The organism is Bacillus sp. K7 (assembly GCF_053903245.1).
The window spans coordinates 2,742,459-2,766,296 of sequence record NZ_CP096406.1; the positions used below are offsets into that span (position 1 = coordinate 2,742,459).

Annotated in this window: 25 protein-coding genes and 1 other annotated feature; of the genes, 6 read left to right on the top strand and 19 right to left on the bottom strand. The window is 45.9% G+C overall.

What is annotated here, in order from left to right:
- The first annotated feature begins 36 nt into the window (after positions 1-36).
- Positions 37-639, top strand: a complete 603-nt coding sequence (gene rpsD / locus M1D98_RS14015; protein WP_010329649.1) for a 30S ribosomal protein S4 — start codon at positions 37-39, stop codon at positions 637-639.
- 21 nt (positions 640-660) lie between these two features.
- On the opposite strand, the gene sr7p is transcribed toward rpsD, so the two are convergent.
- From sr7p to acsA, 3 genes are all read right to left on the bottom strand, one after another.
- The gene (sr7p, locus tag M1D98_RS14020; protein WP_010329599.1) at positions 661-789 is read right to left on the bottom strand and encodes a small protein SR7P; all 129 of its coding nucleotides are present in this window, start codon (positions 787-789) and stop codon (positions 661-663) included.
- 131 nt (positions 790-920) lie between these two features.
- Positions 921-2,189, bottom strand: coding sequence for a tyrosine--tRNA ligase (tyrS, locus tag M1D98_RS14025; protein WP_010329598.1), 1,269 nt, complete (start codon positions 2,187-2,189; stop codon positions 921-923).
- Positions 2,190-2,238: 49 nt separating this feature from the next.
- Positions 2,239-2,476 (bottom strand) — a binding site (T-box leader).
- 54 nt (positions 2,477-2,530) lie between these two features.
- Entirely contained in the window at positions 2,531-4,249 is a 1,719-nt protein-coding gene (gene acsA, locus M1D98_RS14030; protein ID WP_010329597.1) for an acetate--CoA ligase, read from the bottom strand.
- Positions 4,250-4,408: 159 nt separating this feature from the next.
- Between acsA and acuA the strand changes: the two genes are divergently transcribed.
- The 3 genes from acuA to M1D98_RS14045 are packed head-to-tail and all read left to right on the top strand — an operon-like array spanning position 4,409 to position 6,869.
- Positions 4,409-5,041 (top strand): acetoin utilization protein acetyltransferase AcuA, encoded by a 633-nt coding sequence (gene acuA / locus M1D98_RS14035; protein ID WP_064816660.1) that lies wholly within the window; start codon positions 4,409-4,411, stop codon positions 5,039-5,041.
- A gap of 20 nt (positions 5,042-5,061) precedes the next feature.
- Positions 5,062-5,706, top strand: a complete 645-nt coding sequence (locus M1D98_RS14040) for an acetoin utilization AcuB family protein (protein ID WP_268559192.1) — start codon at positions 5,062-5,064, stop codon at positions 5,704-5,706.
- Entirely contained in the window at positions 5,703-6,869 is a 1,167-nt protein-coding gene (locus tag M1D98_RS14045; RefSeq protein WP_121643086.1) for an acetoin utilization protein AcuC, read from the top strand. The genes M1D98_RS14040 and M1D98_RS14045 overlap by 4 nt, the downstream gene beginning before the upstream one ends.
- A 10-nt stretch (positions 6,870-6,879) precedes the next feature.
- Here M1D98_RS14045 and motS read toward each other — a convergent pair whose 3' ends face one another.
- From motS to M1D98_RS14110, 13 genes are all read right to left on the bottom strand, one after another.
- Positions 6,880-7,608: a flagellar motor protein MotS gene (gene motS / locus M1D98_RS14050; RefSeq protein ID WP_456279659.1), complete on the bottom strand. Its 729-nt coding sequence runs from the start codon at positions 7,606-7,608 to the stop codon at positions 6,880-6,882.
- Complete coding sequence (gene motP, locus M1D98_RS14055; protein ID WP_010329592.1) at positions 7,598-8,416, bottom strand: flagellar motor protein MotP; 819 nt, start codon at positions 8,414-8,416, stop codon at positions 7,598-7,600. Before motP ends, motS begins: the two co-directional genes overlap by 11 nt.
- A 63-nt stretch (positions 8,417-8,479) precedes the next feature.
- Positions 8,480-9,484: a catabolite control protein A gene (ccpA, locus tag M1D98_RS14060; protein ID WP_010329591.1), complete on the bottom strand. Its 1,005-nt coding sequence runs from the start codon at positions 9,482-9,484 to the stop codon at positions 8,480-8,482.
- Positions 9,485-9,757: 273 nt separating this feature from the next.
- On the bottom strand, positions 9,758-10,834 hold the full coding sequence (locus tag M1D98_RS14065; RefSeq protein ID WP_010329590.1) for a bifunctional 3-deoxy-7-phosphoheptulonate synthase/chorismate mutase: 1,077 nt from the start codon (positions 10,832-10,834) through the stop codon (positions 9,758-9,760).
- A 236-nt stretch (positions 10,835-11,070) separates the two neighbouring features.
- Positions 11,071-11,397, bottom strand: coding sequence for a bacillithiol system redox-active protein YtxJ (gene ytxJ, locus M1D98_RS14070; protein ID WP_039074775.1), 327 nt, complete (start codon positions 11,395-11,397; stop codon positions 11,071-11,073).
- A gap of 23 nt (positions 11,398-11,420) precedes the next feature.
- Positions 11,421-11,876, bottom strand: a complete 456-nt coding sequence (locus M1D98_RS14075) for a YtxH domain-containing protein (RefSeq protein WP_010329587.1) — start codon at positions 11,874-11,876, stop codon at positions 11,421-11,423.
- Between the two features lie 29 nt (positions 11,877-11,905).
- Positions 11,906-12,328 carry a DUF948 domain-containing protein gene (locus M1D98_RS14080; RefSeq protein WP_010329586.1) on the bottom strand — a complete coding sequence of 141 codons (423 nt, stop codon included), beginning with the start codon at positions 12,326-12,328 and terminating at the stop codon, positions 11,906-11,908.
- Positions 12,329-12,489: 161 nt separating this feature from the next.
- Positions 12,490-13,788, bottom strand: a complete 1,299-nt coding sequence (murC, locus tag M1D98_RS14085; RefSeq protein ID WP_010329585.1) for a UDP-N-acetylmuramate--L-alanine ligase — start codon at positions 13,786-13,788, stop codon at positions 12,490-12,492.
- A gap of 250 nt (positions 13,789-14,038) precedes the next feature.
- Positions 14,039-16,933: a DNA translocase FtsK gene (locus M1D98_RS14090; protein WP_456279660.1), complete on the bottom strand. Its 2,895-nt coding sequence runs from the start codon at positions 16,931-16,933 to the stop codon at positions 14,039-14,041.
- Between the two features lie 158 nt (positions 16,934-17,091).
- A complete protein-coding gene (gene ytpR, locus M1D98_RS14095) occupies positions 17,092-17,697 on the bottom strand; it encodes a YtpR family tRNA-binding protein (protein WP_010329583.1) in 606 nt (201 codons plus the stop codon).
- Between the two features lie 15 nt (positions 17,698-17,712).
- The gene (locus M1D98_RS14100; RefSeq protein WP_026014490.1) at positions 17,713-18,522 is read right to left on the bottom strand and encodes a DUF1444 domain-containing protein; all 810 of its coding nucleotides are present in this window, start codon (positions 18,520-18,522) and stop codon (positions 17,713-17,715) included.
- 14 nt (positions 18,523-18,536) lie between these two features.
- The gene (locus tag M1D98_RS14105) at positions 18,537-18,860 is read right to left on the bottom strand and encodes a thioredoxin family protein (RefSeq protein ID WP_010329581.1); all 324 of its coding nucleotides are present in this window, start codon (positions 18,858-18,860) and stop codon (positions 18,537-18,539) included.
- A 39-nt stretch (positions 18,861-18,899) separates the two neighbouring features.
- On the bottom strand, positions 18,900-19,016 hold the full coding sequence (locus tag M1D98_RS14110; RefSeq protein ID WP_121643765.1) for a hypothetical protein: 117 nt from the start codon (positions 19,014-19,016) through the stop codon (positions 18,900-18,902).
- Between the two features lie 78 nt (positions 19,017-19,094).
- On the opposite strand from M1D98_RS14110, the gene M1D98_RS14115 reads away from it, so the two are divergent.
- Entirely contained in the window at positions 19,095-19,541 is a 447-nt protein-coding gene (locus M1D98_RS14115; RefSeq protein WP_121643089.1) for a YtoQ family protein, read from the top strand.
- Between the two features lie 56 nt (positions 19,542-19,597).
- Here the strand turns inward: M1D98_RS14115 and M1D98_RS14120 are convergent, their stop codons facing one another.
- Complete coding sequence (locus M1D98_RS14120) at positions 19,598-20,671, bottom strand: M42 family metallopeptidase (RefSeq protein WP_039074780.1); 1,074 nt, start codon at positions 20,669-20,671, stop codon at positions 19,598-19,600.
- Between the two features lie 158 nt (positions 20,672-20,829).
- On the opposite strand from M1D98_RS14120, the gene M1D98_RS14125 reads away from it, so the two are divergent.
- Complete coding sequence (locus M1D98_RS14125; protein WP_003223432.1) at positions 20,830-21,147, top strand: PepSY domain-containing protein; 318 nt, start codon at positions 20,830-20,832, stop codon at positions 21,145-21,147.
- Positions 21,148-21,195: 48 nt separating this feature from the next.
- Here the strand turns inward: M1D98_RS14125 and M1D98_RS14130 are convergent, their stop codons facing one another.
- Positions 21,196-22,899 (bottom strand): NAD-dependent malic enzyme, encoded by a 1,704-nt coding sequence (locus M1D98_RS14130; RefSeq protein ID WP_456279661.1) that lies wholly within the window; start codon positions 22,897-22,899, stop codon positions 21,196-21,198.
- Positions 22,900-22,981: 82 nt separating this feature from the next.
- Positions 22,982-23,827: a YtnP family quorum-quenching lactonase gene (locus M1D98_RS14135; protein ID WP_456279662.1), complete on the bottom strand. Its 846-nt coding sequence runs from the start codon at positions 23,825-23,827 to the stop codon at positions 22,982-22,984.
- Between the last annotated feature and the right edge of the window lie 11 nt (positions 23,828-23,838).

Sequence of the window (23,838 nt, forward strand, 5' to 3'; positions counted from 1 at the left end):
TTTCCACAAAAATAAAACCAAAGGAGGAGTCACATTATGGCTCGCTATACAGGTCCATCTTGGAAACTGTCCCGCCGTCTAGGAATCTCTCTTAGCGGTACAGGAAAAGAATTAGAAAAACGCCCTTACGCTCCAGGCCCACACGGCCCAGGACAACGTAAAAAATTATCAGAATACGGCTTGCAATTGCAAGAAAAGCAAAAGCTTCGTCACATGTACGGTGTAAACGAACGCCAATTCCGCACTTTATTTGACAAAGCTGGCAAATTAGCTGGTAAACACGGCGAAAACTTCATGATTCTTTTAGATTCTCGTCTTGATAACGTTGTGTACAAGCTAGGTTTAGCACGTACTCGCCGTCAAGCTCGCCAATTGGTTAACCACGGTCACATTCTTGTTGATGGAAGCCGCGTTGACATTCCGTCTTACCAAGTTAAAGCTGGTCAAACAATCGGTGTTCGCGAAAAATCAAGAAACCTTTCTATCATCAAAGAATCTGTTGAAGTGAACAACTTCGTTCCTGAATACCTTACTTTCGATGCTGAAAAGCTTGAAGGTACATTCACTCGTCTTCCTGAGCGTTCTGAACTTGCTCCGGAAATTAACGAAGCGCTTATCGTTGAGTTCTACTCTCGTTAATCGTTTTAAAAACCCCTTCCGCTATGCGGTCGGGGTTTTTTTATCGTCTGTTTCCTCTATTGCCTCTGGTTCGCCAACACTATCTCGCGTCTGCTGCTCCCAATAATCCCGCTGAAGCCTCTCTTTTGCAATGGTACACATGAGATTCATGGTCAGCGCTCCTTTCTAAAAGGTGGTGATTGGTCGTGTTTGCCCTATCTAATATACTCTTTTCCTTTCATTCCTATGCGATAAACCAAAAAAAGATCCTTTCCCCATATTGGCAAAGGATCTTATTTTCTTTATTTATATGTCACAAGGAAATACTTTTTCTTTCCGCGGCGCAGAACCGTAAATTGATCTTCGATACGGTCAGCAGCCGATAAGAGATAATTGATTTCCGTCTGGCGTTCGCCGTTAATGTAAACAGCCCCGTTTTGAATGTCTTCACGGGCTTGGCGTTTAGAAGGAGATAATGTAGATTGCACCAATACATCTACAAGAGAAAGCTGTTGGCTGCTGTCAGCTTCCATGGAAGGGACATCCTTAAAGCCGACTTTTACATCTTGGGCAGAAAGCTCTTTAATATTTCCGCTGAACAATGCTTGGGAGATGTTGATGGCTTGCTCCAGCGCCTCACGTCCGTGAACGAGTGCTGTCACTTCTTCCGCGAGACGTTTTTGCGCTTCACGCTTTTCAGGCGCCGTTTCTGTTTTCTCAGCATATGCTTCAATTTCCTCTTTTGATAGGAACGTGAAGTATTTTAAGTATTTGACAACGTCACGGTCATCTGTGTTGATCCAGAATTGATAGAATTCATACGGCGATGTTTTTTCCTTATCAAGCCAAATCGCGCCGCCTTCCGTTTTCCCAAACTTCGTGCCGTCTGCTTTTGTGACAAGCGGAATGGTAAGGCCAAACGCTTTTGCCCCTTCTTCCTCTGATTTTCTGATCAGTTCAAGGCCCGCTGTGATATTGCCCCACTGATCGCTCCCGCCGATTTGCAGCTTACAGTTTTTCTCTCTGTACAGATTTAAGAAATCATACGATTGAAGAATCATGTAGCTGAATTCCGTGTATGAAATGCCGGATTCAATTCTCGAGCTGACCGTGTCTTTTGCCAGCATGTAATTGATGCCGAAGTTTTTGCCGACGTCACGCAGGAAGTCGATCACATTCATTTTGCCGATCCAGTCAAAGTTGTTCGCAATGACAGCAGGGTTTTCTGTTGCGTCAAAATCCAGAAATCTGGACAGCTGGTTTTTGATGCTTTGTGACCATTCGGATACGATGTCAGCAGTGTTTAATGTACGCTCCGCTTTTTTTCCGCTCGGATCGCCGATGAGACCCGTCGCCCCGCCCACAAGCGCAATCGGATGATGACCCGCAAGCTGGAAACGGCGCAGTGTTAGTATAGGCAGCAAGTGTCCGATGTGCAAGCTGTCTGCTGTCGGATCAAAGCCTGAGTACAGGCGGATTTTTTCTTCATTCAGCTGTTTATTTAACCCTTCTTCATCCGTCATTTGCTGAATCAATCCACGGAAGGATAAGTCTTCAAGTAAGTTTGTCATAGATTAAAGCTCCTTTTTTAATAAAATAAAAAACGCCCCTTCGTTTACACGAAGGGACGATTGATTATCGCGGTACCACCCTACTAATAAGAGAACGCCAAACATTCGTCTTATCACTTTGCCTGATAACGGATCAGATCCGTTCTTTCACTACTGAAAGCCTCGACGGCTTTGTTTGCAAAAGCGGTTCATGAGTGTATTCGATATATCCGTCTGTGCTGATTTTCACCGGCCATCAGCTCTCTGCAACGTGAGGATATTCTACTTGTCTCAATCTTTACCTTTTCATATGAAGCTATATCATTTTTAACATAAATAAAATCCCGTGTCAACGCCGCCTTTTAATCCTCCATCGTTGACAGATCTCCGGCCGGAAGGTTAAGCTCCCATGCCTTCAGCACCCGTCTCATGATCTTTCCGCTTCGGGTTTTCGGCAGCTTATCTTTAAATTCAATTTCACGCGGAGCCGCATGGGCAGCAAGACCCTGCTTTACAAATTGGCGGATCTCTTCTTTCAGTTTATCGGACGGCTCATAGCCTTCTCTGAGTGCGATAAAGGCTTTAATGATTTCTCCCCGCACCGGATCAGGCTTCCCGATTACGCCTGCTTCTGCAATGGCCTGATGTTCGACAAGCTTGCTTTCCACTTCAAATGGGCCGACACGTTCACCGGAGGTCATAATGACGTCATCAACTCTTCCTTGGAACCAGAAATACCCCTCATCATCCATGTAAGCAGAATCCCCAGATACATACCAGCCGCCAGGCATGAAATACGATTCATACTTTTCAGGGTTATTCCAAATGGTATGCATCATGGAAGGCCAGCCCTTTTTAATGGCGAGATTGCCCATTCGGTACGGTGGAAGCTCATTGCCCTGATTGTCAACGATCGCCGCCTCTACACCAGGAATCGGCTTACCCATTGAACCCGGTTTGATATCCATGCAAGGATAGTTGCAGATGAGCTGGCTGCCCGTTTCTGTCATCCACCACGTATCATGAATTCGTTTGTTAAAGACTTTATGCCCCCATCTGATCACTTCCGGATTTAACGGCTCACCGACACTGAGCACGTGCCGAAGTGAGGTTAAATCATATTTCGCAGCCATCTCATCTCCCGCTCCCATCAGCATTCGAAAAGCGGTCGGCGCGCTGTACCAAACGTTGACGCCAAGCTGCTCAATCGTTCCGTACCAGCTTTCCGGGCTGAAACGTCCGCCGACGATGACATTTGTCGCTCCGTTCAGCCATGGCGCGAAAATGCCGTATACTGTACCCGTCACCCAGCCCGGATCAGCTGTGCACCAGTAAATGTCTTCTTCCTTTAAATCAAGGACCCACTTCCCTGTCTGATATTGCTGAACCATCGCTTCATGGACATGCAGCACACCCTTTGGCGTTCCGGTAGAACCCGATGTATAGTGAAGCAGGTAGCCGTCTTTTTTGTCCATCCATTCGATATCAAGTCTTGGGCTCTCCTGCTTTGCTGCTTCATCGTAATTGATGACGTTTGCGCCGCTTTCAGCCTCTCCGCCGACTACGAATATATGCTGTAAGTGAGGCAGTTTGTCAGCCGGTATTCTTTCCAGCAGCTCAGGCGTCGTGACAACCACCTTCGCCTCGCTGTTTTCAAGCCGGTCCTTCACCGCCCCCTCCATAAATGCTTCAAAGAGCGGCCCTGCGATGGCACCAATCTTGATAGCGCCAAGCATAATAAAATAAAGCTCGGGTGATCTCGGCATAAAAATAAAAACGCGGTCCCCTTTTTCCACATTTCCATACCGTTTCAGCACATTCCCGGCTCTGTTTGATTCTTCCTTCATTTCTTTAAATGTGTATTTTTCATCCCGATTTGCGTCTTTATAATAAAGCGCTACTTTGTTTTTTCGAAACGATTCGGCATGCCGGTCAATCGCTTCATACGCCGCATTCAGTTTCCCTGTCTCATGCCAGGAGAAATGTTTCTCTGCCTCGGCCCAATCAAAATGCCGGTACGTTTCTTCATAATTTTTTAAATGATGATCCCCCTCTGTTGCTGGTAACGCTTTCAAATTCATGCCCAAACATCCCCCTTTGCTGAAGTTGTCACATTTATTATAGTATATATTCATATTGTTCTCAATTTTTAAAATATAAACCATATTGAAAACGCTTTATAATTTGTTATTCTTAAAGAAGGCACATATTTTGATAAGAATTGATGGGACGGTGGATCAGTGGAACATCATAAAACATACCATTCAGCAAACATCAAAACAGCAACCGGCTCCTTACTGATAGAAGGGCCTGTCTCTCCAGAAGATCTGGCAGGTTACGAGTTTCATAACGATTTAACCGCATTTCGCCCGCCCCGCGAGCAGCATGAAGCGTTAGTTGACATTGCGGGCCTACCCGAAGGACGCATTATCATCGCCAGAGACGGCCGAACCATTATCGGTTATGTGACGTATTTATATCCCGACCCGCTCGAAAGATGGTCTGAAGGAAATATGGAGGATTTGCTAGAGCTTGGGGCCATCGAGGTGGCGCCGGCCTATCGGGGATGTTCTGTCGGAAAGACGCTTCTGACTGTCAGCATGATGGATGAACAAATGGAAAACTATATCGTGATGACGACGGAATATTACTGGCATTGGGATTTAAAAGGGATGAAAAAAGATGTGTGGGAATACAGAAAGCTCATGGAGAAGATGATGAATGCGGGAGGATTGGTCTGGTTTGCCACGGATGAGCCGGAGATCAGCTCCCACCCCGCAAACTGCCTGATGGCACGCATCGGAAAAAACGTCAGCCAAGAATCAATTGAACAATTCGATAGGCTCCGTTTTTATCATCGCTTTATGTATTAACTGACAAAGGGGAAAAAATAATGATTGTTGAGCAGATCATGAAAAGGGATGTCATTACGTTAACGAAGACCGATACACTTGAAACCGCAATATGCAAACTGAAGGAATTCCATATCAGGCACCTGCCTGTTATAGATGCCGACCGCCATGTGATCGGCATGATGACAGACAGAGACTTGAAACAGGCCAGCCCGAGTATATTTGAAGAAAGCAAACGAAGCCGATTTCTCACGCGAAGCGTAGATTCAATTATGAAAACAGATGTCGTTTGCGCCCACCCGTTAGATTTTGTCGAAGAAATATCTGCTGTGTTCTATGAACATGGCATCGGCTGTCTGCCAGTGGTGCAGCATCAAAAATTAGTAGGCATTTTGACAAAGACCGATTTGCTGCGGACGTTTGTCAAATTGACAGGCGCTGACCAGCCGGGATCGCAAATCGAAATAAAAGTAAACGACATCACCAAAAGCCTCACGGAGATCAGCAGCCTTTGCCAAGACCTGCAAGTGAAAATATTAAGTGTGCTTGTCTATCCGCATGATGATCCCGGTGTAAAAGTGCTTGTCTTCCGTGTAAAAATGATGAATCCGCTGCCGTTTTTGCAGGTATTACAAAGAAATCGGCACCACGTCATATGGCCGTCAGAGCAAAGGGATTTGCTATGAGAGACAGTGTATTTATCTATTCTCCATCGTATCAAACCTATATGTTTCATCAGGAACATCCATTTAATCAGCAGCGGGTTCTGTTAACATACGATTTGCTTAAGACGATCAATGCCTTTGACGAAGGTGACATTATCAGTCCCAGACTCGCGTCAGAAGACGAGCTTGCCCTTGTCCACACAGACGATTACATTCAGGCGGTCAAGCTTGCGGGCGCTGGCAAGCTTCCCGCAGAAGAAGGAGAAAACTATGGGCTCGGCACAGAAGATACACCTGTCTTTGCCGGCATGCACGAAGCGGCATCACTCTTAGTCGGCGGCACCTTAACGGCCGCAGACTGGGTGATGTCAGGACAAGCCCTGCATGCCGCCAACCTTGGAGGAGGCCTTCATCACGGTTTTCGGGGTAGAGCTTCAGGATTTTGCATTTATAACGACAGTGCTGTGGCCATCCAATATATCCAGAAAAAATACAAAGCCAGGGTGCTTTATATTGATACCGATGCCCACCACGGGGACGGTGTGCAATTTGCGTTTTACGATAACCCGGGCGTATGCACGCTGTCCATCCATGAAACAGGAAGGTATTTATTCCCCGGAACCGGCCAGATCCAGGAAAAAGGCAGCGGAAAAGGATATGGCTATTCCTTTAATATCCCGCTTGACGCTTTTACAGAGGATGATTCTTTTCTTGAAGCGTATCGGACAGCAGCTTCTGAAGTGGCCGCATATTTTCAGCCAGATGTGATTATCAGCCAAAACGGTGCCGATGCCCATTACTATGACCCGCTAACGCATTTATCCGCAACCATCAGCATCTATGAAGAAATTCCCCGGCTTGCTCACACGTTAGCGCATCAATATTGCGGAGGGAAATGGATTGCAGTCGGAGGCGGCGGATATGATATATGGCGAGTCGTCCCCCGTGCCTGGGCCAGAATATGGCTTGAAATGAAGGGAATTGAGCCAGGGCGAGAGATTCCGACTGAATGGATCGCGAAATGGCAAAAACAATGCCCTGTCACCCTTCCGTCCAGCTGGAGCGATCCGCGCGATTTATATCCTCCGATTCCCCGCAAGCCTGAAATCACAGAAAAAAATGCTCAAACCGTCAGCAAAACTTTATATGCAATACGATCTGAGCAACAGCAAAGAATGAAGTAAAAAACGACCTTCACGAAGAGGTCGTTTTTGTTTTTTTGATGACAATTTCCACACGCCGGTTTTCCTTCATGTGTTCGTTTGTCTTGTTATCCTTTACAGGTTTTGTATCCGCATAACCAACAGCGATAAAGCGCGTTGAGGGAAGTGTCTCCTTTGATGTGAAGTATTGAATGACTCCGCTCGCGCGTGCTGCTGAGAGTTCCCAGTTCGACGGATAACGGTAGGTCGAAATATTTCGGCTGTCTGTATGCCCCTCCACCTGAATGTCATTTGGAATGGTTTTCAGAAAAGTGGCAATATGGTGAAGAAGTGCTTCAGCGTTTTTCAGCACCTTGGCCTCACCTGATTCAAACAGCACAGACTCCTGCAGAACGAGCACGACACCGCGTTCATCCCGTTTGGCTGTCATTTGGGCCTTCAGATGGTGGTCTTCTATATATGTATTTACTTTCTTAAGAAGCTGGTCCTGCTGATTTTTTTGTTTCTTTGCATCGGCCGGGTCTGTGTCCTTTTTTACTATGGACGCTTGGTCTGGCTGGATCCCGCCGCCTTCCTTTTGGATCGATTGGACGGCCGCTTTAAATTTTTGCAGATCGATTTGGGACATGGAAAAAAGTAAAATAAAGAACACAAGGATCAAAGTGATGAGGTCCGAAAAAGTGACAATCCAGCTGGATGAAGGTTGTCTTTTTTTTCCGCTGCCATTCCTTTTTTCAAAACGTTCCCTTCTAAGCTTCATGTACAGATCCCTTTTTTGCTTTTGCTTGATTTGGCTGCTTCCGCCATTCTTCCCGGGAGCTGAAAACGACAAGCTGGCTTTCAAGGTTGCGAGGGTTTTTTCCGGATTGGATTCCGATTATGCCTTCAACCATGACCTGCTTGATGAAGATTTCACTTTCTGTTTTTTCTTCGAGCTTGGCCGCAATCGGGTTGAACACCATGTTTGCCAGCAGTGAACCGTATAAGGTTGTCAGAAGCGCAACGGCCATATTCGGTCCAAGCATGTGCGGGTCATTTAAGTTTTTAAGCATCAGCACGAGCCCGACGAGTGTTCCGATCATTCCCCATGCCGGAGCGAATTCCCCCGCTTTTTCAAACACACGCCGTCCTTTGCGATGCCGCTCCTCCATTGCCGCGATCTCTGAATCCATGACGAGCCGAATCGTTTCTTCATCCCAGCCGTCAATTGCTAAAAGCAGCCCTTTTTTCAGGAATGGATCCTTGATTTCCCGGGCCTGATCATCCAATGATAAAAGCCCCTGTTTTCGGGCGTGATCTGAAAGAGAGACAAAGGTTTTTACGAGATCTTTCACATTGTCTTCCTGGCGGATAAATGCCTGCTTTAGCACAGAGGGCGCTTTTCTCAGCTCTCTCGGCGGAAAGCTGATAAAGACAGCGGCGCAGAGCCCTCCTGTAACGATGAAGAAAGAGGTCAGATCAAGAAATGAGCGGAAACCGCTTATTCCTGATCCCGAAATAATTCCGATCACAATTATAATCGTTCCTAACACAAAACCAACAGGTGTAAGATAATCAAAACGTTTCATCATTTCTCCCCATGAAAAAAGCAAGAATTCACCTTAGAGGTGAAGCTTGCTCTCTAGTTTTTCTTATGACTTGGTTGACTGTCTTAGCTCTATGCGGTGCGGCAGTTCGACAATATGCTCGTCAACCGGCTCTTTATTCATGAGCTTCGTCAGCAGTCTCATCGCAACAGCGCCAATATCGTATGTTGGCTGAACAACTGTTGAAAGCTGCGGGCGAACCATGAGGCTTAATCTCGTATTATCAAAGCCGATAATGTCGAGATCCTCAGGAATGGATAAGCCTTGATCCTGAGCCGCATGGATAATGCCGAGTGCCATTTCATCAGTTGCGGAAAGAATGGCTGTCGGTTTGTTGTCCAGACTCATCAAATGCTGCAGCGCTTCAAGCCCGGAATCGTATGTGTAATCCCCTTCAGCGACAAATTGTTCATGAAACGGAAGGTTCGATTCTTGAAGCGCACGTTTGTAGCCCTGGAGTTTTTTCGAGCGGTTGATTGGTTCTGTCATTGGTCCGGAAACGAATGCGATGTCTGTATGTCCTTTATCAACCAAAAGCTTCACTGCATCATAAATCGCCTGTTCGTAATCGATCGCGACTGACGGTGTTTCCTCCTGCTCTTCAACAGAAGCCGCAAGTACGATCGGCACTGGTGAACGCTTAAATTCCGCAACATGCTCGTCCGTAATGTTCCCGCCCATAAACACGATGCCGTCCACTTGTTTGCCGAGCATAGTGTTTAACAGGTGCAGCTCTTTCTCCATGTTTTGGTCGGAGTTGCTCAAAATAATGTTGTATTTATACATTGTCGCGATATCTTCAATTCCGCGCGCAAGCTCTGAATAGAAAATGCTTGAGATATCGGGAATGATGACACCCACAGTTGTTGTTTTTTTGCTTGCCAGCCCTCTTGCCACCGCGTTTGGACGGTAGCCGAGACGCTCAATGGCTTCCAAGACTTTTTTCCGCGTTGTCGGTTTTACATTCGGGTTGCCGTTCACGACACGGGAAACGGTTGCCATGCTTACATTCGCTTCTCTCGCTACGTCGTAGATCGTAATATTGCTCATCCTAAAACCACTCCTTTTACTGGATACACTTATCCTTATCTATAGCATAAACACTTTATGTAGAGAAATGTCACAATGTCCAAATTTATGTCGTTTATGTTTTGTAAGCGTAAGTCAGTAGTTTACATTATTTTTCATTATTCATCAAATTTAAATACTTCTCATGAAATTATACACGTTTTTATAGTTGATGAAAACGTATACTTGGATTTTATAACTAAATAAACGAGAAAACATAAAAAAAGGCCGCGTCCGCGGCCTTTTGTATTGTAATTATGCGTTGACTTTCACCATTGGTTTCAGTTCATTCAGCCAGTTTTCGAATTCAGGAATCGCCATTTGCTGCGCAGAGTCAGAAAGTGCGACTGACGGATCAGGGTGAACCTCAGCCATTACGCCGTCTGCACCGATCGCTAAAGCGGCTTTAGCTGTCGGAAGCAAGAGGTCGCGGCGGCCAGTTGAATGCGTAACATCAACAAAAACAGGCAAATGCGTTTCTTGTTTCAAAATCGGTACAGCGGAAATATCCAGTGTGTTTCTCGTTGCTGTTTCGTATGTTCTGATCCCGCGCTCACAAAGGATGATTTGGTCGTTTCCTTGTGACATGATGTATTCAGCGGCATTGATGAATTCAGAAATCGTTGCAGCAAGCCCCCGCTTCAGAAGCACCGGTTTTTTCACTGCGCCGGCCGCTTTCAGCAATTCGAAGTTTTGCATGTTGCGCGCTCCGATTTGAATGACATCAATGTAGTCCAGCGCTTCTTCGATATGAGCCGGAGTTACGATTTCACTGATCACAGCCAGATCAAATTCGTCCGCTACACGTTTTAAAATTTGCAGGCCTTCAACACCAAGGCCTTGGAAATCGTAAGGGCTCGTACGAGGCTTAAAGGCTCCTCCGCGTAAAATCTTAATTCCTTGTTTTTTCGCAGCCGCAGCCACTTCAGCCACCTGCTCGTAGCTCTCTACCGCACATGGCCCGACAATGAATCTTTGCTGGCCGTCTCCGACTTTTTCACCTTTAATATCTACAATTGTATCTTCAGGTTTTTTCTTGCGGGAGACAAGGAGGGCTTTGCTGTGGTCTTCTTCCTGAAGCTCTAGACCGGCTTTGAATATCTCTTTAAAAATGTGCTGGATGGTGGAATTTTCAAACGGGCCGTCATTGTTTTCAATGATGTTGTTTAGCATTGTGCGTTCTCTGACAGGGTCAAATCGATTGACACCCTGTGCTTCCTTCGCTTTACCAATCTCTTTTACAACATTTCCGCGTTCGTTGATTAACTTTAAAATTTGCAGATTTAATTCGTCTGCTTTCTGCCTTAAAAGCTCTAACTCTGTGTTGCTCATTTTTTTCATCCTTTCCCTGCACATTCATTTTTTATTTTGTAGTTATCATGCATCTTACTATAAGTAATTCCAAATGGAAATACTGAAATACAAAAAATTTTATAAAAACTCCTCTTTATCACCCAAACGCTTTTAAGTGATAAAGTAATCTATGTTGCTATCCTACATGATGTAAGGGCAATGTTCAAGGGTTTTTTCAAAAAAAAAAGCGCCAGATTAAATCTGGACGCTTTTTTCTATGACAAATGCTGCTTGATAGCCGCTTCTGTAATTTGTGAATGTGAGGTATGCCATTTTACTTCACCGTTTTGGATGACGAAAACCTGAGGGCTTTCGTGCCTTATGCCGTATGTTTCTGCGATGAAATTTGACAGCGGGCGAGCTGCTTGTACTTGAAGATAGTAAGCCGGCACATCCTCATGCTGACTTGCAAAGGCATCAAACTCATGGAATGCTGCCTGGCTGATCGGGCATGTGGTACTGTGTTTAAAGAAGACGAAAGTGTCTTCCTGTTCTGCAATCCGTTTAAATTCTTCTTCAGATTGAATAAGCTGTTTTGCCATGACTCAAGATCTTCCTTCCCTGCTTAGCGGTTGATATGCTCAGCCTGTTTTTGTGCATCTTTCAGTTCGTCTTTTACATCTTCTTTCGTTTGACGGACTTGGTCTTTTGTTTCGCCGGCCGCTTGCATCGCTTCTTCTCTCATTTCTTGCATTTCAGTTGATGAATCGCTTGTTGCAGATTTGGAACGGTCTCTTAAATCTTTCACCTTGTTCATGATTTGCCCTGACTGATCCGCCACAAGCTGCGTGATGTTCGATGTTTTGTCTTTTGCGATGCTGACATATTGCGTGCCTTTTTCTTTCGCATCCGCCGTCATTTTGTCCGTTTTGTCACGCAAAGCAACAGCTTGGTTGCCTAGATCGTCACGAAGTTCTTTTCCTGATTTTGGCGCTAGAAAAAGAGCGGTAGTGGCACCGATGATTCCCCCGATTAAAGTTCCGATTAAAAAATCTTTACTATTAATTCCATCTTTGCTCATCATTATTCCTCCTCATAGTGTTTTTTCTCTTAGAGAGTTGATTTTTTTCTTAGCTTCCATTTCTCCCACATTTCCATCGCTGCTTGGCTCCATGTGACAACTTGATTGATCTTATCTTGATTTTCTCTTACTGATGCCGATACAGACCCCGCCGCCTGTTTCATGGATGTATTGAACTGCTGTACAGAAGTTCCCACTCCTTGAACAGCATGGACGACCGTGTTCAGCTTTTCTGATTTTTCCTGAATATCTTCAGCCAGGCGGTTGGTCTTATGTAAAAGCTCGGCTGTTTCAGTTGTGATGCCCTTCATTTGTCCCTCCAGCCCTTCGAGAGTGGATGCGACATGTTTTAGGGTGAGCTGCAGTGACTTCAATGTCTTGGACAAGTAGATCACTAATACGAGAAATGCGATTGCGATGAGGGCAACGCTTAAATAAAGAATAATAATCATCTTAAACCTCCTTGCTGCAGGATATACTGCTGTTTACCCGTTTTCTAAAATCATAAACATGTATACTGGGCTGTATACATAGTATTCTCTATTATGTAAGAAAATCCTTTAACAAGCTTATCCATCAGATAAAGAAAAAGCAGTGAGAACACTGCTTTTTATTATGCCATGACGTTTTCGTAGGCTCTCATATATTTTTGGATATCTCCAGCTCCCATAAAGATGAGAACGGCTTTTTCATGAGCTTTTAAAACAGATGTATCATCTTCTTCAATGAGTTTTGCATTATGAATTTTTCCCTGCAGGTCGCCGATTGTCAGCTTTCCTGCATTCTCCCGGGCTGAGCCGAAAATATCGCATAAATACACGCAATCAGCCCCGCTCAGGCTTTCTGCGAATTGGTCAAGAAATTGCTGCGTCCGCGTAAATGTATGAGGCTGGAATACCGCGACGATTTCACGATCAGGATATTTCTGTCTTGCCGCCTCAATCGTCACTTTTATTTCTGTCGGGTGATGAGCGTAATCATCAATCAGCACTTGATCCCCGAGCTGCTTTTCATTGAATCTGCGTTTGACGCCGCCGAATGATTTGAGGGCGTGCTTAATGATGCTGGAATCAATTTCTTCATAATGGCATAACGCAATGACCGCCAATGAGTTTAATACATTGTGGTGGCCGTACGCAGGAATATAAAACGTATCATAAAATGTATTGCGGACAAATACATCGAAAGTTGTCCCTTCCGTGCTTTTTACGATGTTTCTGGCTTGAAAATCATTTTCTTCCCCAGTGCCGTAATACACAACCGGGACGTTTGCATGGATTTTCGGCAGATGCTCATCGTCGCCGCAGGCAATAATCCCTTTGTTGACTTGAAGAGCCATCTCTTGAAAAGCGTCAAACACATCGTCAATGCTTGAGAAATAATCCGGGTGGTCAAAATCAATGTTCGTCATGATCGCGTAGTCAGGCTGATAGCTTAAGAAATGGCGGCGGTATTCACACGCTTCAAACACAAAGTATTCACTGTTTTCATTTCCCTGGCCTGTTCCGTCCCCGATTAAGAAAGAGGTCGGTTTTGCGTTTCGGATCACGTGAGCCAGCAGACCCGTAGTCGACGTTTTTCCGTGTGCGCCTGTAACGGCAACACTGGTGAATTTTTTCATATAGTCGCCTAAAAACTTATGATAACGTATCACCGGAATTCCTTCAGACATGGCTTTTTCAATCTCTGGATGCGTGTCTGGGAATGCGTTTCCGGCGATGACTGTCATGTCCGGTTTGATATTATCCGCGCTAAAAGGAAGAACGGTAATATTTCTTTTTTCAAGCGCTGTTTGCGTAAAAATAAATTTTTCGATATCCGATCCTTGGACAGTATATCCATTATCATGAAGTATTTGGGCAAGCGGACTCATACCGGTCCCTTTGATTCCAACAAAATGATAAACAGTCATAATTGTACCTCCAACAAACGTCTATCTGTTCCCCAGTATATGACGCTCATTTCAATTTGCGACCGCGGCGGCTGAAAAGCCACCCTTTGCGGCGTATTTTTATATGTTTTGTTATGTTCAGTATCCGGTTATTTCTATCTGATTAAACCTAGATATCAAGATTTGTCTATGCCCATCTGCTGTAAAGCGGCATAGCTGTTAAATGCTCTAAACACTATCATACCATGTTTGGTGTGAAAATGAACCTATATTATTCGTTTATTAAATCACTTGCTGTGATCAGCACCTCACGAGGCTTGCTTCCTTTTGCCTCTGAGATCATGCCTTCCGCTTCCATCATATCAATCAGCCTTGCCGCGCGATTATATCCGATTCTGAATCTTCTTTGCAGGCTTGAAGTGCTCGCGCTGTTTTGCTCAACCACAAACTCACACGCTTCGTCAAACAGTTCATCCTCTTCTTTCAGGGCTGATCCTTGTCTTACCAGCTCTTCTTGTTCAAATAAATAGGTTGGCGGCATTTGACTTCTGACATGGGAAACGACGCGGTCGATTTCGCGGTCCGATACAAAGTTTCCTTGCAAGCGGACAGGTTTTCCCGAGCCGTTTTCCAAAAAGAGCATATCGCCTTTTCCAAGAAGCTTTTCCGCTCCGGCTATGTCAATGATCGTACGGGAATCAACCTGGCTTGAGACAGAGAATGCGATTCTCGTCGGGATATTCGCCTTAATCAGACCGGTAATGACATCGACTGACGGCCGCTGAGTCGCGACGAGCAGATGGATTCCGCACGCTCTGGCTTTTTGGGCGATCCGCGCAATGCTCTCTTCGACATCATTTGGAGCCACCATCATCAAATCGGCAAGCTCATCAATAACGACCACTAAATACGGCAGCTTTTCGCCCGTGTGGTGTTCCGCCGTTAATTGATTAAAGCGGTCAATGTCGCGGACACCGGAATGGGCAAATAATTCATAGCGCCGCTCCATTTCCTCAACAACCCATTTTAATGCAGCCGTAGCCGCTTTGGCATCCGTAATGACCGGGCTGACGAGGTGAGGAATTTTATTGTAAGGAGCCAGCTCTACCATTTTCGGATCAATCAGCAGCACCTTTACCTCGCTCGGGTCAGCTTTATAAAGCAGGCTGACTAAAATAGTATTGATGCATACGCTTTTTCCCGAGCCCGTAGCACCGGCAATCAAGCCATGCGGCATTTTCTTTAAGTCGATGACGACGGGATTTCCTGAGATATCCAATCCCAGTGCTGCCGTAAGCGGTGACTTGCTTGTCCTGAAAGCTGAGCTTCGAATCATCTGGCGCAGATCAACCACCTTGCTCATGCGGTTCGGAACTTCAATTCCGATCGTGTTTTTCCCCGGAATCGGCGCTTCAATCCGTATGTCTTTTGCGGACAGGCTGAGCTTAATATCATCAGACAAGTTGGTGATTTTATTCACTTTTACGCCTGGCTCAGGGTGCACTTCGAATCTTGTCACAGACGGCCCCTGGGTCACATGGACGACATTGGCGCGGACATTGAAATTTTTCAGGGTCAAATCAAGAAGCTGGCGCTGTTCTTCTATCCACGCAGTATCATCTTGAACTTGCGCTGGCGGGACATCAAGCAGTGCGACATTCGGAAACACGTAGCTGCCGCGGCGCTCCTCTGCTTTTTGCTGTTTGTGTGTATCTCTTTTCAGCATCATGACATTAAAAGGAACGGACGGACCTTTTTGAGGAGATGCGCTTCGCTCAGTACGTTTCTCCTGCATGACAGGCTTCTTTTGCGGCTCTTCTACTGCTCTATGTGTTTCGTCTGCGTGACTTTCCCGCTGGTTTTCATGGGCTGCAGCAAACGGGCTGGAACCTTGCTCCAGGCTGTCCTTCTGCACCAGTTCTGCATCGCTGTCTGGCTGAACATCTACCTTCGTGTTCTCAGCTTCTCCCGGGATGTCGTACTGATCATCTATAATGCTGTCTGATGGCTCTTGCGATTCTTTAGCAACGGTTTCTGCTTGCGTCGGAGACTCCGATGCTGTTTCCCTTTCCTCGAAGCCGGCATGCAAGAAAAGCTCTTCCTGTTGAATATCTATTTGTTCTTCTTGAACAGCGGAGGTCTCAGCAGCACCTCGCGTGATTTCGCGTTGATTATTTACTTCGCTGTCTGACGGTTCTTCCCATACTTCACTTTCAGATACTGCCACTGTCAACTCAGGTGCTGTTTGTTCTTCATCCTGTTCAGCGCGGAAGATAAGTTCTTCTAATTTCTCAGGGTGTTTTACTGCTCGTTCTTCTTGAATCTGAACCGTCTCAGTGTCTTCAAAGCTTACTCCGCTGTTTGACGGGCTTTCCTTTCTCTCAGTCACGGTATTTGTCAGTGTCTCAGGTGCCGTTTGCTCTTTATCAGGTTCAGCATCGAATAAAGACACCTCTTTTTCCGGCTGCTGAATGCCCGATTCAGACGGCCCTTTGTTATTTGACGGCTCGGCTGGGCGCTGCGCCAGCGCTTCATCACGCTCTGCAGACGTTCCGCTTAAGACACCAGAAGGCTGTTCTCCAAATTGTGCATCCGGAAAGAAAGGCCCTTCTTTTACGTGCTGTTTCTGTCTGTCTGGAGCTGGATCTGGATAGGAGCGTTCACGTTTTATTTCTTCTGACAGCAGTGTTACCTTCTCTTTTACAGATTTGTCCGATGCCTTCAATGCGTCAGAAGGCTGCTTTGGCACATCCTTTTTGACAGATGGTTTTTGATTGAATCCATATATAGGCGAAGGGATATTTGTTGGTTTAAATGGTTTCTTCACCGGCTCTGATGTTTGATATGTATGCTGCTCGTTTTCATTTTTTTGACGGTCGTTCTGTGGGGCGGCGCTTGGACGGGGCGCGGATTGCGGTTTGTCCGATGGTGCGCGGCGCCTTCTCAGGTCATGATTGTTGTATCCGTCAGGCACGACTGGAAAACGGAACTTGCCGTTTGGGTATTCATAATATATTTTAGGATCTTCCAATCTTTTTAATTGTCCTTCGGAATGATCTACTTCTACTTCTTGTTGCTGCGGAATGTGAGCGGTTTTTGTTTCCCGTTCATCATCCTCTTTGCTCTCGCCTAAAAACAAATCAAAAAATTTATGAAGCCAACTCATAATTTATCTCTAACTCCCTTATAGTTTTCTGGGACGTTTTTTAGTATACCATTGCTTGTCTGCCCAGAAAAGATTAAGCTTTCAGCAAAACAAAGCCGCTAAACAAGGGCTTAGCGGCTTTTCACATGATTCGTTTTTTTGGGCGGATTTATGGGAGTCTAAAACTGAAATGCGTCTCCCGCCTCATGGTCTCCTTCTAACACAAGGATTCCTTTTTCAGCCGGGGCATCCGGCAAAGCGAGCTCTTTCGCTGAACAGATCATTCCGCTTGACGGAACGCCGCGAAGCTCAGCATCCTTAATGACAAGTCCGCTCGGCATCACAGCACCGACTTTGGCAACGACCACTTTTTGCCCTTGGTCAACATTTGGTGCGCCGCAGACGATCTGAAGCGTTTCTTCTCCTACATTTACTTTACATACGCTTAATTTATCCGCATTTGGATGCTTTTCTTTTGATTCCACATATCCCACAACAAACTTCGGAGATACATCAACGACCAATGTTTCTTCAACGCCGTTTCGGTTCAGAATCTCATTCACATCTTGCACAAACGTTTCTGAGAGCGCAACAGGACCTTTTTCATCAATGGTCAAATAGGAAGACGCGTTGAAAATGTTGAAGCCTGTTGTTTCCTTTGTTTCGTTATGAAAAATTCTGACGACATCGCCATGTTTTTCATAGCTTATTTGTTCGCGTGTTACATCTTGAAGAGAGATCAGAAGCGTGTCTCCCACACCTTCATTATTATAAAATGCGTTCATAAGTAAAAATCCTTTCTAATCCTTTTTCGGACGGCTTTTCGCCAGGATAAACACCGGCTCCAGCTTTCCTTCATTGTATAAAAATGAAAGGGCTGTAATCGGAACGGTGCCGCTTGCAAAGAAGCTCATCGACATTTGCCCTAGAATATCATACCCCGATTCATTCCGGATGTCAGCAAGAATCAGAACGTCTTGATGGGGAACAGAGATCGCCAGCTCGCCTTCTGCACGCTGCTTGTATTCATTTAAAATCGCTTCGTTCAGAATCCGGCTGGCATCGTAACCGTCGTTTGCTCTGAAGAAATAAAAGTGATTGCCGGCAACTGTATCCTCTTTGACAACCGGAGGCAAGGAACGGAGATTAAATGCAGCCGTCTCTCTGATCCGCTCTTTTGTCCAGTTCTCTTTTTCAAGCATGCGCTGATCGATTAAACGATAGGTTTTCCCGAGGTCAAGCGCGTAATAAATTCTTGTCTCTGCGGTATGATCGTCATAAATAAGCGGAATATCTTCGCTGGACTTGTCCGGGAAAGAAGTCGAGCGGATCACCGGGTAAATGCGGCTTTCTTTTCCGGCCATTTCCTGAGCCTTACCTTCCATTGCCGTCATTGCTTCTGAAACGTAGTACACAATTTCATCAATGGCTTCGTCTTTTTTCAGTTCCCATTTTGCAATAATCGGCGGCAGGTCGAGCGTAATTCCTTTTTTGGTCGTTTGATCCTCAACACGGAGAGTGTCTTTTTCTCTGTCAAACAGAAAGGAGCGATTCTCGTGCTGGAGGCGCTGTTTCAGGATATCTGACAGCTTCCTTGAGGTCATTTTCAAACCGGTGTCCTCCTTTACGCTTTAGCGAGAGAGTCTGTTAAAAACTGTTCTATTTCTTCTTTTGTTTTGCGGTCTTTGCTCACAAAACGATTCACTTCTTTCCCTTCATTAAACACGACAAAGCTTGGGATTCCGTAAATTTCCCACTCTGCACACGTATCAATGAATTTGTCGCGGTCTACGTAGTAGTATGTGAATTCAGGGAAATCCGCTTCGAGTTCAGGCAGAAAAGGCTCTACAAAACGGCAATCAGGGCACCAGTCGGCTGAAAACATAAAGACCGCCCAATCATCCTTTACCGCTTTTTCGAGCTCTTGAGTTGATTCAATTTTTTTCATTTCATATCCCTCCAGTTGTTGATGTTCTTACATGTTGGTTTATCGATACTCGTCCATTTGGATCATACCAAACTGCTTGCGGCAACACCACTTATATGCAATAAATGAATATGTAAGATTGGCTTTCCCATTATCATTATCATATTTTATTTGCATTATCAAGCTCGTTTCGTTTAACATCGTGTTCATAAGGGTAACATTTACAGATGGACATACATAAGGAGTGATTTTAGTATGGAGTTTATCGTCTACTTAGCTGGAGAAATCCACAGCAATTGGCGGGAGGAAATCAAAGAGAAAACAAAATCACTGAAGCTGCCGATTACGTTTGTCGGCCCAATGGAGAATCATGACCGCTCAGACAATATCGGAGAGGAAATTGTAGGCGTTCAGCCAAATGCCGTATTGAAGGATGACAAAGCTTCTGACATGAACAACTTCAGAACCGCTGTCCTGATGAATAAAGCAGACTTTGTGATCGCCCTGTTCGGCGAAAAATACAAACAGTGGAACACGGCAATGGATGCCTCGTATGCGATTGCAAAAGGAAAACCCCTGATTATCATCCGGCCGGAGTCGCTCCATCATCCTTTAAAAGAGCTTTCCAACAAAGCAAATATAACGGTTGAAACCGTGAACCAAGCTATCAAAGCCCTCTCCTATCTATTTGAAACAGAATAAGAAAAAAGCTTGTCGAATCCGGGCTTACGGCCCCGTTCAACAAGCTTTCACAATATCTACATATTTTCTTTAATCGCATCCACCGTCTGCTTATCACAGGCTGTCACAAGTTTGATGAGCATTTCTTTCGCAGCCGCATAGTCATCTATATGAATGATCGAAGCGTTCGTATGAATGTAGCGGGAACAAATTCCGATAACCGCTGACGGAACGCCGCTGTTCGAAATATGGACTCTGCCCGCATCCGTTCCCCCGCCGGATACAAAATATTGATACGGAATGTCATGCGTTTCCGCCATATCAAGAACAAATTCTCTCATACCGCGGTGCATGACTGTCGTTCTGTCAAGAATGCGGAGTAAAAAGCCTTTTCCAAGCTGGCCAAATTCGTTTTTGTCACCGCTCATATCGTTTGCCGGGCTGGCGTCAAGGGCGAAAAACAAGTCCGGTTTAATCATATGGGAAGCCGTCTGCGCGCCCCTCAGCCCCACTTCTTCTTGAACGGTCGCACCCGCATAGAGCGTGTTCGGAAGTTCTTTCCCGTGCAATTCCTTCAGAAGTTCAATGCTCAAGCCGCAGCCATATCGGTTATCCCATGCCTTTGATAAAAGTTTCTTTTCATTCGCCATCGTCGTAAACGGACAGACAGGCACAATTTGCTGTCCCGGTTTGATGCCGATTTTAATAGCGTCTTCCTTATCATCCGCGCCAATATCGATCATCATGTTTTTGACATCCATCGGGCGGTTTCGTTGGGCGTCTGTCAGCAGATGCGGCGGTATGCTTGAAATCACACCCGGAACGGGCCCATTATCTGTCTGAATTTCAACTCGCTGTGCAAGCAGCACCTGGCTCCACCAGCCCCCGAGCGTCTGGAACCTGAGCAGCCCGTTGTCTGTAATTGACGTGACCATGAAGCCGACTTCGTCCATATGCCCGGCAACCATAATTCTCGGTGCGCCCTCTTGACCATGTCTGACTCCGAAAACACTTCCCAGTCTGTCCTGAACGATGTCATCGGCATATTTAGCCAGCTCTTGCTTCATAAAAGCACGAACCTGATGCTCATTGCCCGGCGCGCCGGGAAGCTGCGTCAGTGTTTGGAAAAGCGCTTTCGTTTCTTGATTCATGTTTTCCCCTCATTTCTATGTAGTCCTTTTATTTTATTCGAAAAATTCTAGTTTTCCAAGCACCGTGACTGAATCTGCTCCAACAGCCGCGTATTGCTTAACAGGATTTGGCGGTTTCTGTATAATGAAAAGTACGACCAACCAGGAGGTGCTTTATTATGAAATTGCGTCATCTTCTTTTAGGAGCAGGACTTGGCATTTGTACGGCCGTCGTTGTGAAACAGTATGTGATGAAGCCTTATATTTCTTCAGAAAAAGCGCTTCGAATCGTAAAATCCGCTTTTAAGCAACGGGGGCCGATTGACGGATCATGGATTTACACCCAGCCGGAGCCTTACAATGTGAACGGAGAAACGGTACAGGTATACAAAACCGGCATTACACGATCCGCTTTCGGAGAATTAGAGCAGTATGAAGTCATGGTGGATGCGAAAACGGGGGAAATTGTAGATGTCATTGATACAATTGCCTCCTAACACCGGACAAGCATAAAATAGAAGCCGCTGCCCACGCAGCGGCTCTTTTTATGAAATCGCGTGTATCGGTTTGTATACCGGATACCACATGGCGTCCTGCACAGCCTGTATGATGTCTTCAGGCTCTTCCGTCGCAACGCCTTCCTTAATCGCTGTTTTAGCCACTTCCACCGCAACGGTTGCCGATACAGTCCGCAAATCCTCTATCTTCGGCAGCATCGGCGCGCCAGGCACACCGACATTGACCATACTTGCGATAGCCCGGGCACATGCTTCGAACATGCCATCAGTTATTAACTTTGATTTGGTGACAATCGTTCCAAGCCCGAGACCAGGAAAAACAAGCGCGTTGTTTGCCTGGCCGATATGGTACGTGACGCCGTCATATTCCACAGGCGCAAACGGGCTTCCTGTCGTGACAAGTGCGCGGCCTTCCGTCCATTTGATCAAATCCTGAGGTTTCGCTTCGGAAAGAGCGGTCGGATTCGACATTGGCAAAATGGCCGGCCGTTTCACATGTGAAGCCATTTCTTTAACAATTTCTTCAGTAAATGCGCCCGAAACAGTTGATGTGCCGATCAGGATCGTCGGTTTCGCCTGCCGGACCACTTCAAGGAGACCGATGCCTCCTCCTTCTCCGTTCCGCTGATAATCCTTGACCTCATCAGCCGGACGTGCGTAAGGCTTTTGGAAATCAAGAAGCTGCTCCATATCATCTGTTAACAGTCCGTTTCGGTCTATGCACCAGAAGCGGTTGAAAGATTCTTCCTCACTCAATCCTTCACGCACCAAAGCCTCGCGCAGCTGTTCAGCAATCCCGATTCCTGCCGTCCCCGCTCCGAATATGACGACTCTGTGATCTCTCAGCGGCACTTTAGACGCTTTTGCACAAGATAAAACGGCCGCCAGTGAAACCGCGCCTGTTCCTTGGATATCATCATTAAATGTACATATTTTGTCTTTATAACGTTTCAAAATGCTGCGCGCGTTTTTCGCTCCAAAATCCTCCCAGTGCAGCAACGCATTCGGGAATGATTCTCTCGCGAGCGCAACATACTCGTCAATAAATTGGTCATAGCGTTCACCGCGCACTCTGGAATGCTGGTTGCCGACATAAAGCGGGTCGTTCAAGAGGCTCTCCTGGTTTGTCCCCGCATCTAAAACAACAGCCAGCACTCTGCTTGGATCTATGCCGGCAGCCGCCGTATAAACCGCCAGCTTGCCAATAGAAATCGCGATTCCGCCGACACCCCAGTCTCCGATTCCTAAAATTCCTTCCGCATCCGTTGCAACGATTAAATCGATTGTATCGCGTTGATCTTTATACTGTTTGAATGCTTCTCTCATACCGTCTGGGTCATCGATTGATAGGTAAAGCCCTCTTGGCTTTCTGTATTCATGGCTGTATCTCTGGATCGCCGTTCCAACTGTGGGTGTATAGACAATCGGTAGCATTTCCCCTAAGTGATCATTTAACAGGCGGTAAAACAGCGTTTCATTCCGATCATGCAGCGCGGTTAAATACACATTTTTGCTCAAATCATCAGGCTGAGCGGAATATTGTTCATACGCCCTTTTCGCCTGATCTTCAATCGTTAATACCTTTGGCGGGAGAAAGCCTTTTAACCCCAGTTCTTTTCTTTCTTCCTCAGTAAAAGCAACACCTTTGTTCAAAAAAGGAACAGAGAGTATTTCAAGGCCTCTTAATGTTGTTTGAATGTCTCCTTCGTTTGTTACTTTGAATTGTTTCACCCTGCCTCTTCCTTTCTGAGCATAATTGGTACTAGGTTTGCATTATTATCCGGAAAACATGCAGGGTAAACATGAAAATATGCTATTGCTTTATGCGCTTGACTGCATCTTTGATACTTCCATTCTCATCCCATTTCAGCGCGCGGTATTGGGCATCGTGATAAAAAATAAACCAAGCGTCTTTTTCCGCCGCGAATGCCTGCCATTTCTGCTTTTGCGGGATGGAGGTCATCGGATAATCATCATAAGCCAGCACCCATAGGGGATTTTGGTGGGCGTGTGTCGGCATCAGATCAGCCATATGTACGGCGGTTTCACTCGCATCCTCGCATATAAGTACACTGTGGCCGTTGCTATGGCCCCCGGTGTGATGCAGCGTAATCCCCTCTGTGATCGTGAAGGTGTCTTCAAAGGTTTTGACTTGGCCGGCAACAGCCTCCCAGTTTTCTTTCCAGTACGTATTTTTTGACCTGATATTAGGATGGCGCATTTCATTCCACTCAACAGCTGATGCATAAATCACTGCATTCGGAAAAACTGACACGAGTTGCTCTCCTTCATATTCCGTCAAACCGCAGGCATGGTCGAAATGGAGGTGTGTCATAGCGACAGCGTCAATATCATTCACCGTTAATCCGAGTGCCGCTAATGAGGTTTTCACATTCGACTCCTGTGTCACACCATAGTTTCGTTTTTGTTTATCAGTCAGCTTGCCGGACCCAATCCCGGCGTCGACGATAATATTGAGCCCGTCCTTTTGAATGAGAATCGGATCTGTCCTTAGTTCAATCTGGTTTTTTTCATTAACTGGATATTTTTTAGACCATAGCGGCTTTGGAACAACGCCGAACATGGCGCCTCCGTCCATATGTGTCACGCCTCCGTCAAGCCAGGTCAACGTGATGTTTCCCATTTTCATTTGTTCCATTTTCATCCCTC

Coding starts and splice junctions, on each gene's coding strand:
- M1D98_RS14065 (WP_010329590.1), bottom strand. CDS start 10,834: ATGAGCAACACAGAGTTAGAGCTTTTAAGGCAGAAAGCAGACGAATTA.
- M1D98_RS14110 (WP_121643765.1), bottom strand. CDS start 19,016: ATGCAAATAAAATATGATAATGATAATGGGAAAGCCAATCTTACATAT.
- M1D98_RS14135 (WP_456279662.1), bottom strand. CDS start 23,827: ATGGAACAAATGAAAATGGGAAACATCACGTTGACCTGGCTTGACGGA.
- acsA (WP_010329597.1), bottom strand. CDS start 4,249: ATGAATTTGAAAGCGTTACCAGCAACAGAGGGGGATCATCATTTAAAA.
- M1D98_RS14090 (WP_456279660.1), bottom strand. CDS start 16,933: ATGAGTTGGCTTCATAAATTTTTTGATTTGTTTTTAGGCGAGAGCAAA.
- ytpR (WP_010329583.1), bottom strand. CDS start 17,697: ATGAACGCATTTTATAATAATGAAGGTGTGGGAGACACGCTTCTGATC.
- M1D98_RS14105 (WP_010329581.1), bottom strand. CDS start 18,860: ATGAAAAAAATTGAATCAACTCAAGAGCTCGAAAAAGCGGTAAAGGAT.
- motP (WP_010329592.1), bottom strand. CDS start 8,416: ATGAAACGTTTTGATTATCTTACACCTGTTGGTTTTGTGTTAGGAACG.
- M1D98_RS14045 (WP_121643086.1), top strand. CDS start 5,703: ATGAGAGACAGTGTATTTATCTATTCTCCATCGTATCAAACCTATATG.
- M1D98_RS14080 (WP_010329586.1), bottom strand. CDS start 12,328: ATGATTATTATTCTTTATTTAAGCGTTGCCCTCATCGCAATCGCATTT.
- tyrS (WP_010329598.1), bottom strand. CDS start 2,189: ATGACAAACTTACTTGAAGACTTATCCTTCCGTGGATTGATTCAGCAA.
- rpsD (WP_010329649.1), top strand. CDS start 37: ATGGCTCGCTATACAGGTCCATCTTGGAAACTGTCCCGCCGTCTAGGA.
- M1D98_RS14040 (WP_268559192.1), top strand. CDS start 5,062: ATGATTGTTGAGCAGATCATGAAAAGGGATGTCATTACGTTAACGAAG.
- M1D98_RS14075 (WP_010329587.1), bottom strand. CDS start 11,876: ATGAGCAAAGATGGAATTAATAGTAAAGATTTTTTAATCGGAACTTTA.
- M1D98_RS14125 (WP_003223432.1), top strand. CDS start 20,830: ATGAAATTGCGTCATCTTCTTTTAGGAGCAGGACTTGGCATTTGTACG.
- sr7p (WP_010329599.1), bottom strand. CDS start 789: ATGAATCTCATGTGTACCATTGCAAAAGAGAGGCTTCAGCGGGATTAT.
- M1D98_RS14115 (WP_121643089.1), top strand. CDS start 19,095: ATGGAGTTTATCGTCTACTTAGCTGGAGAAATCCACAGCAATTGGCGG.
- motS (WP_456279659.1), bottom strand. CDS start 7,608: ATGAAGCTTAGAAGGGAACGTTTTGAAAAAAGGAATGGCAGCGGAAAA.
- ytxJ (WP_039074775.1), bottom strand. CDS start 11,397: ATGGCAAAACAGCTTATTCAATCTGAAGAAGAATTTAAACGGATTGCA.
- M1D98_RS14120 (WP_039074780.1), bottom strand. CDS start 20,671: ATGAATCAAGAAACGAAAGCGCTTTTCCAAACACTGACGCAGCTTCCC.
- murC (WP_010329585.1), bottom strand. CDS start 13,788: ATGACTGTTTATCATTTTGTTGGAATCAAAGGGACCGGTATGAGTCCG.
- ccpA (WP_010329591.1), bottom strand. CDS start 9,484: ATGAGCAATATTACGATCTACGACGTAGCGAGAGAAGCGAATGTAAGC.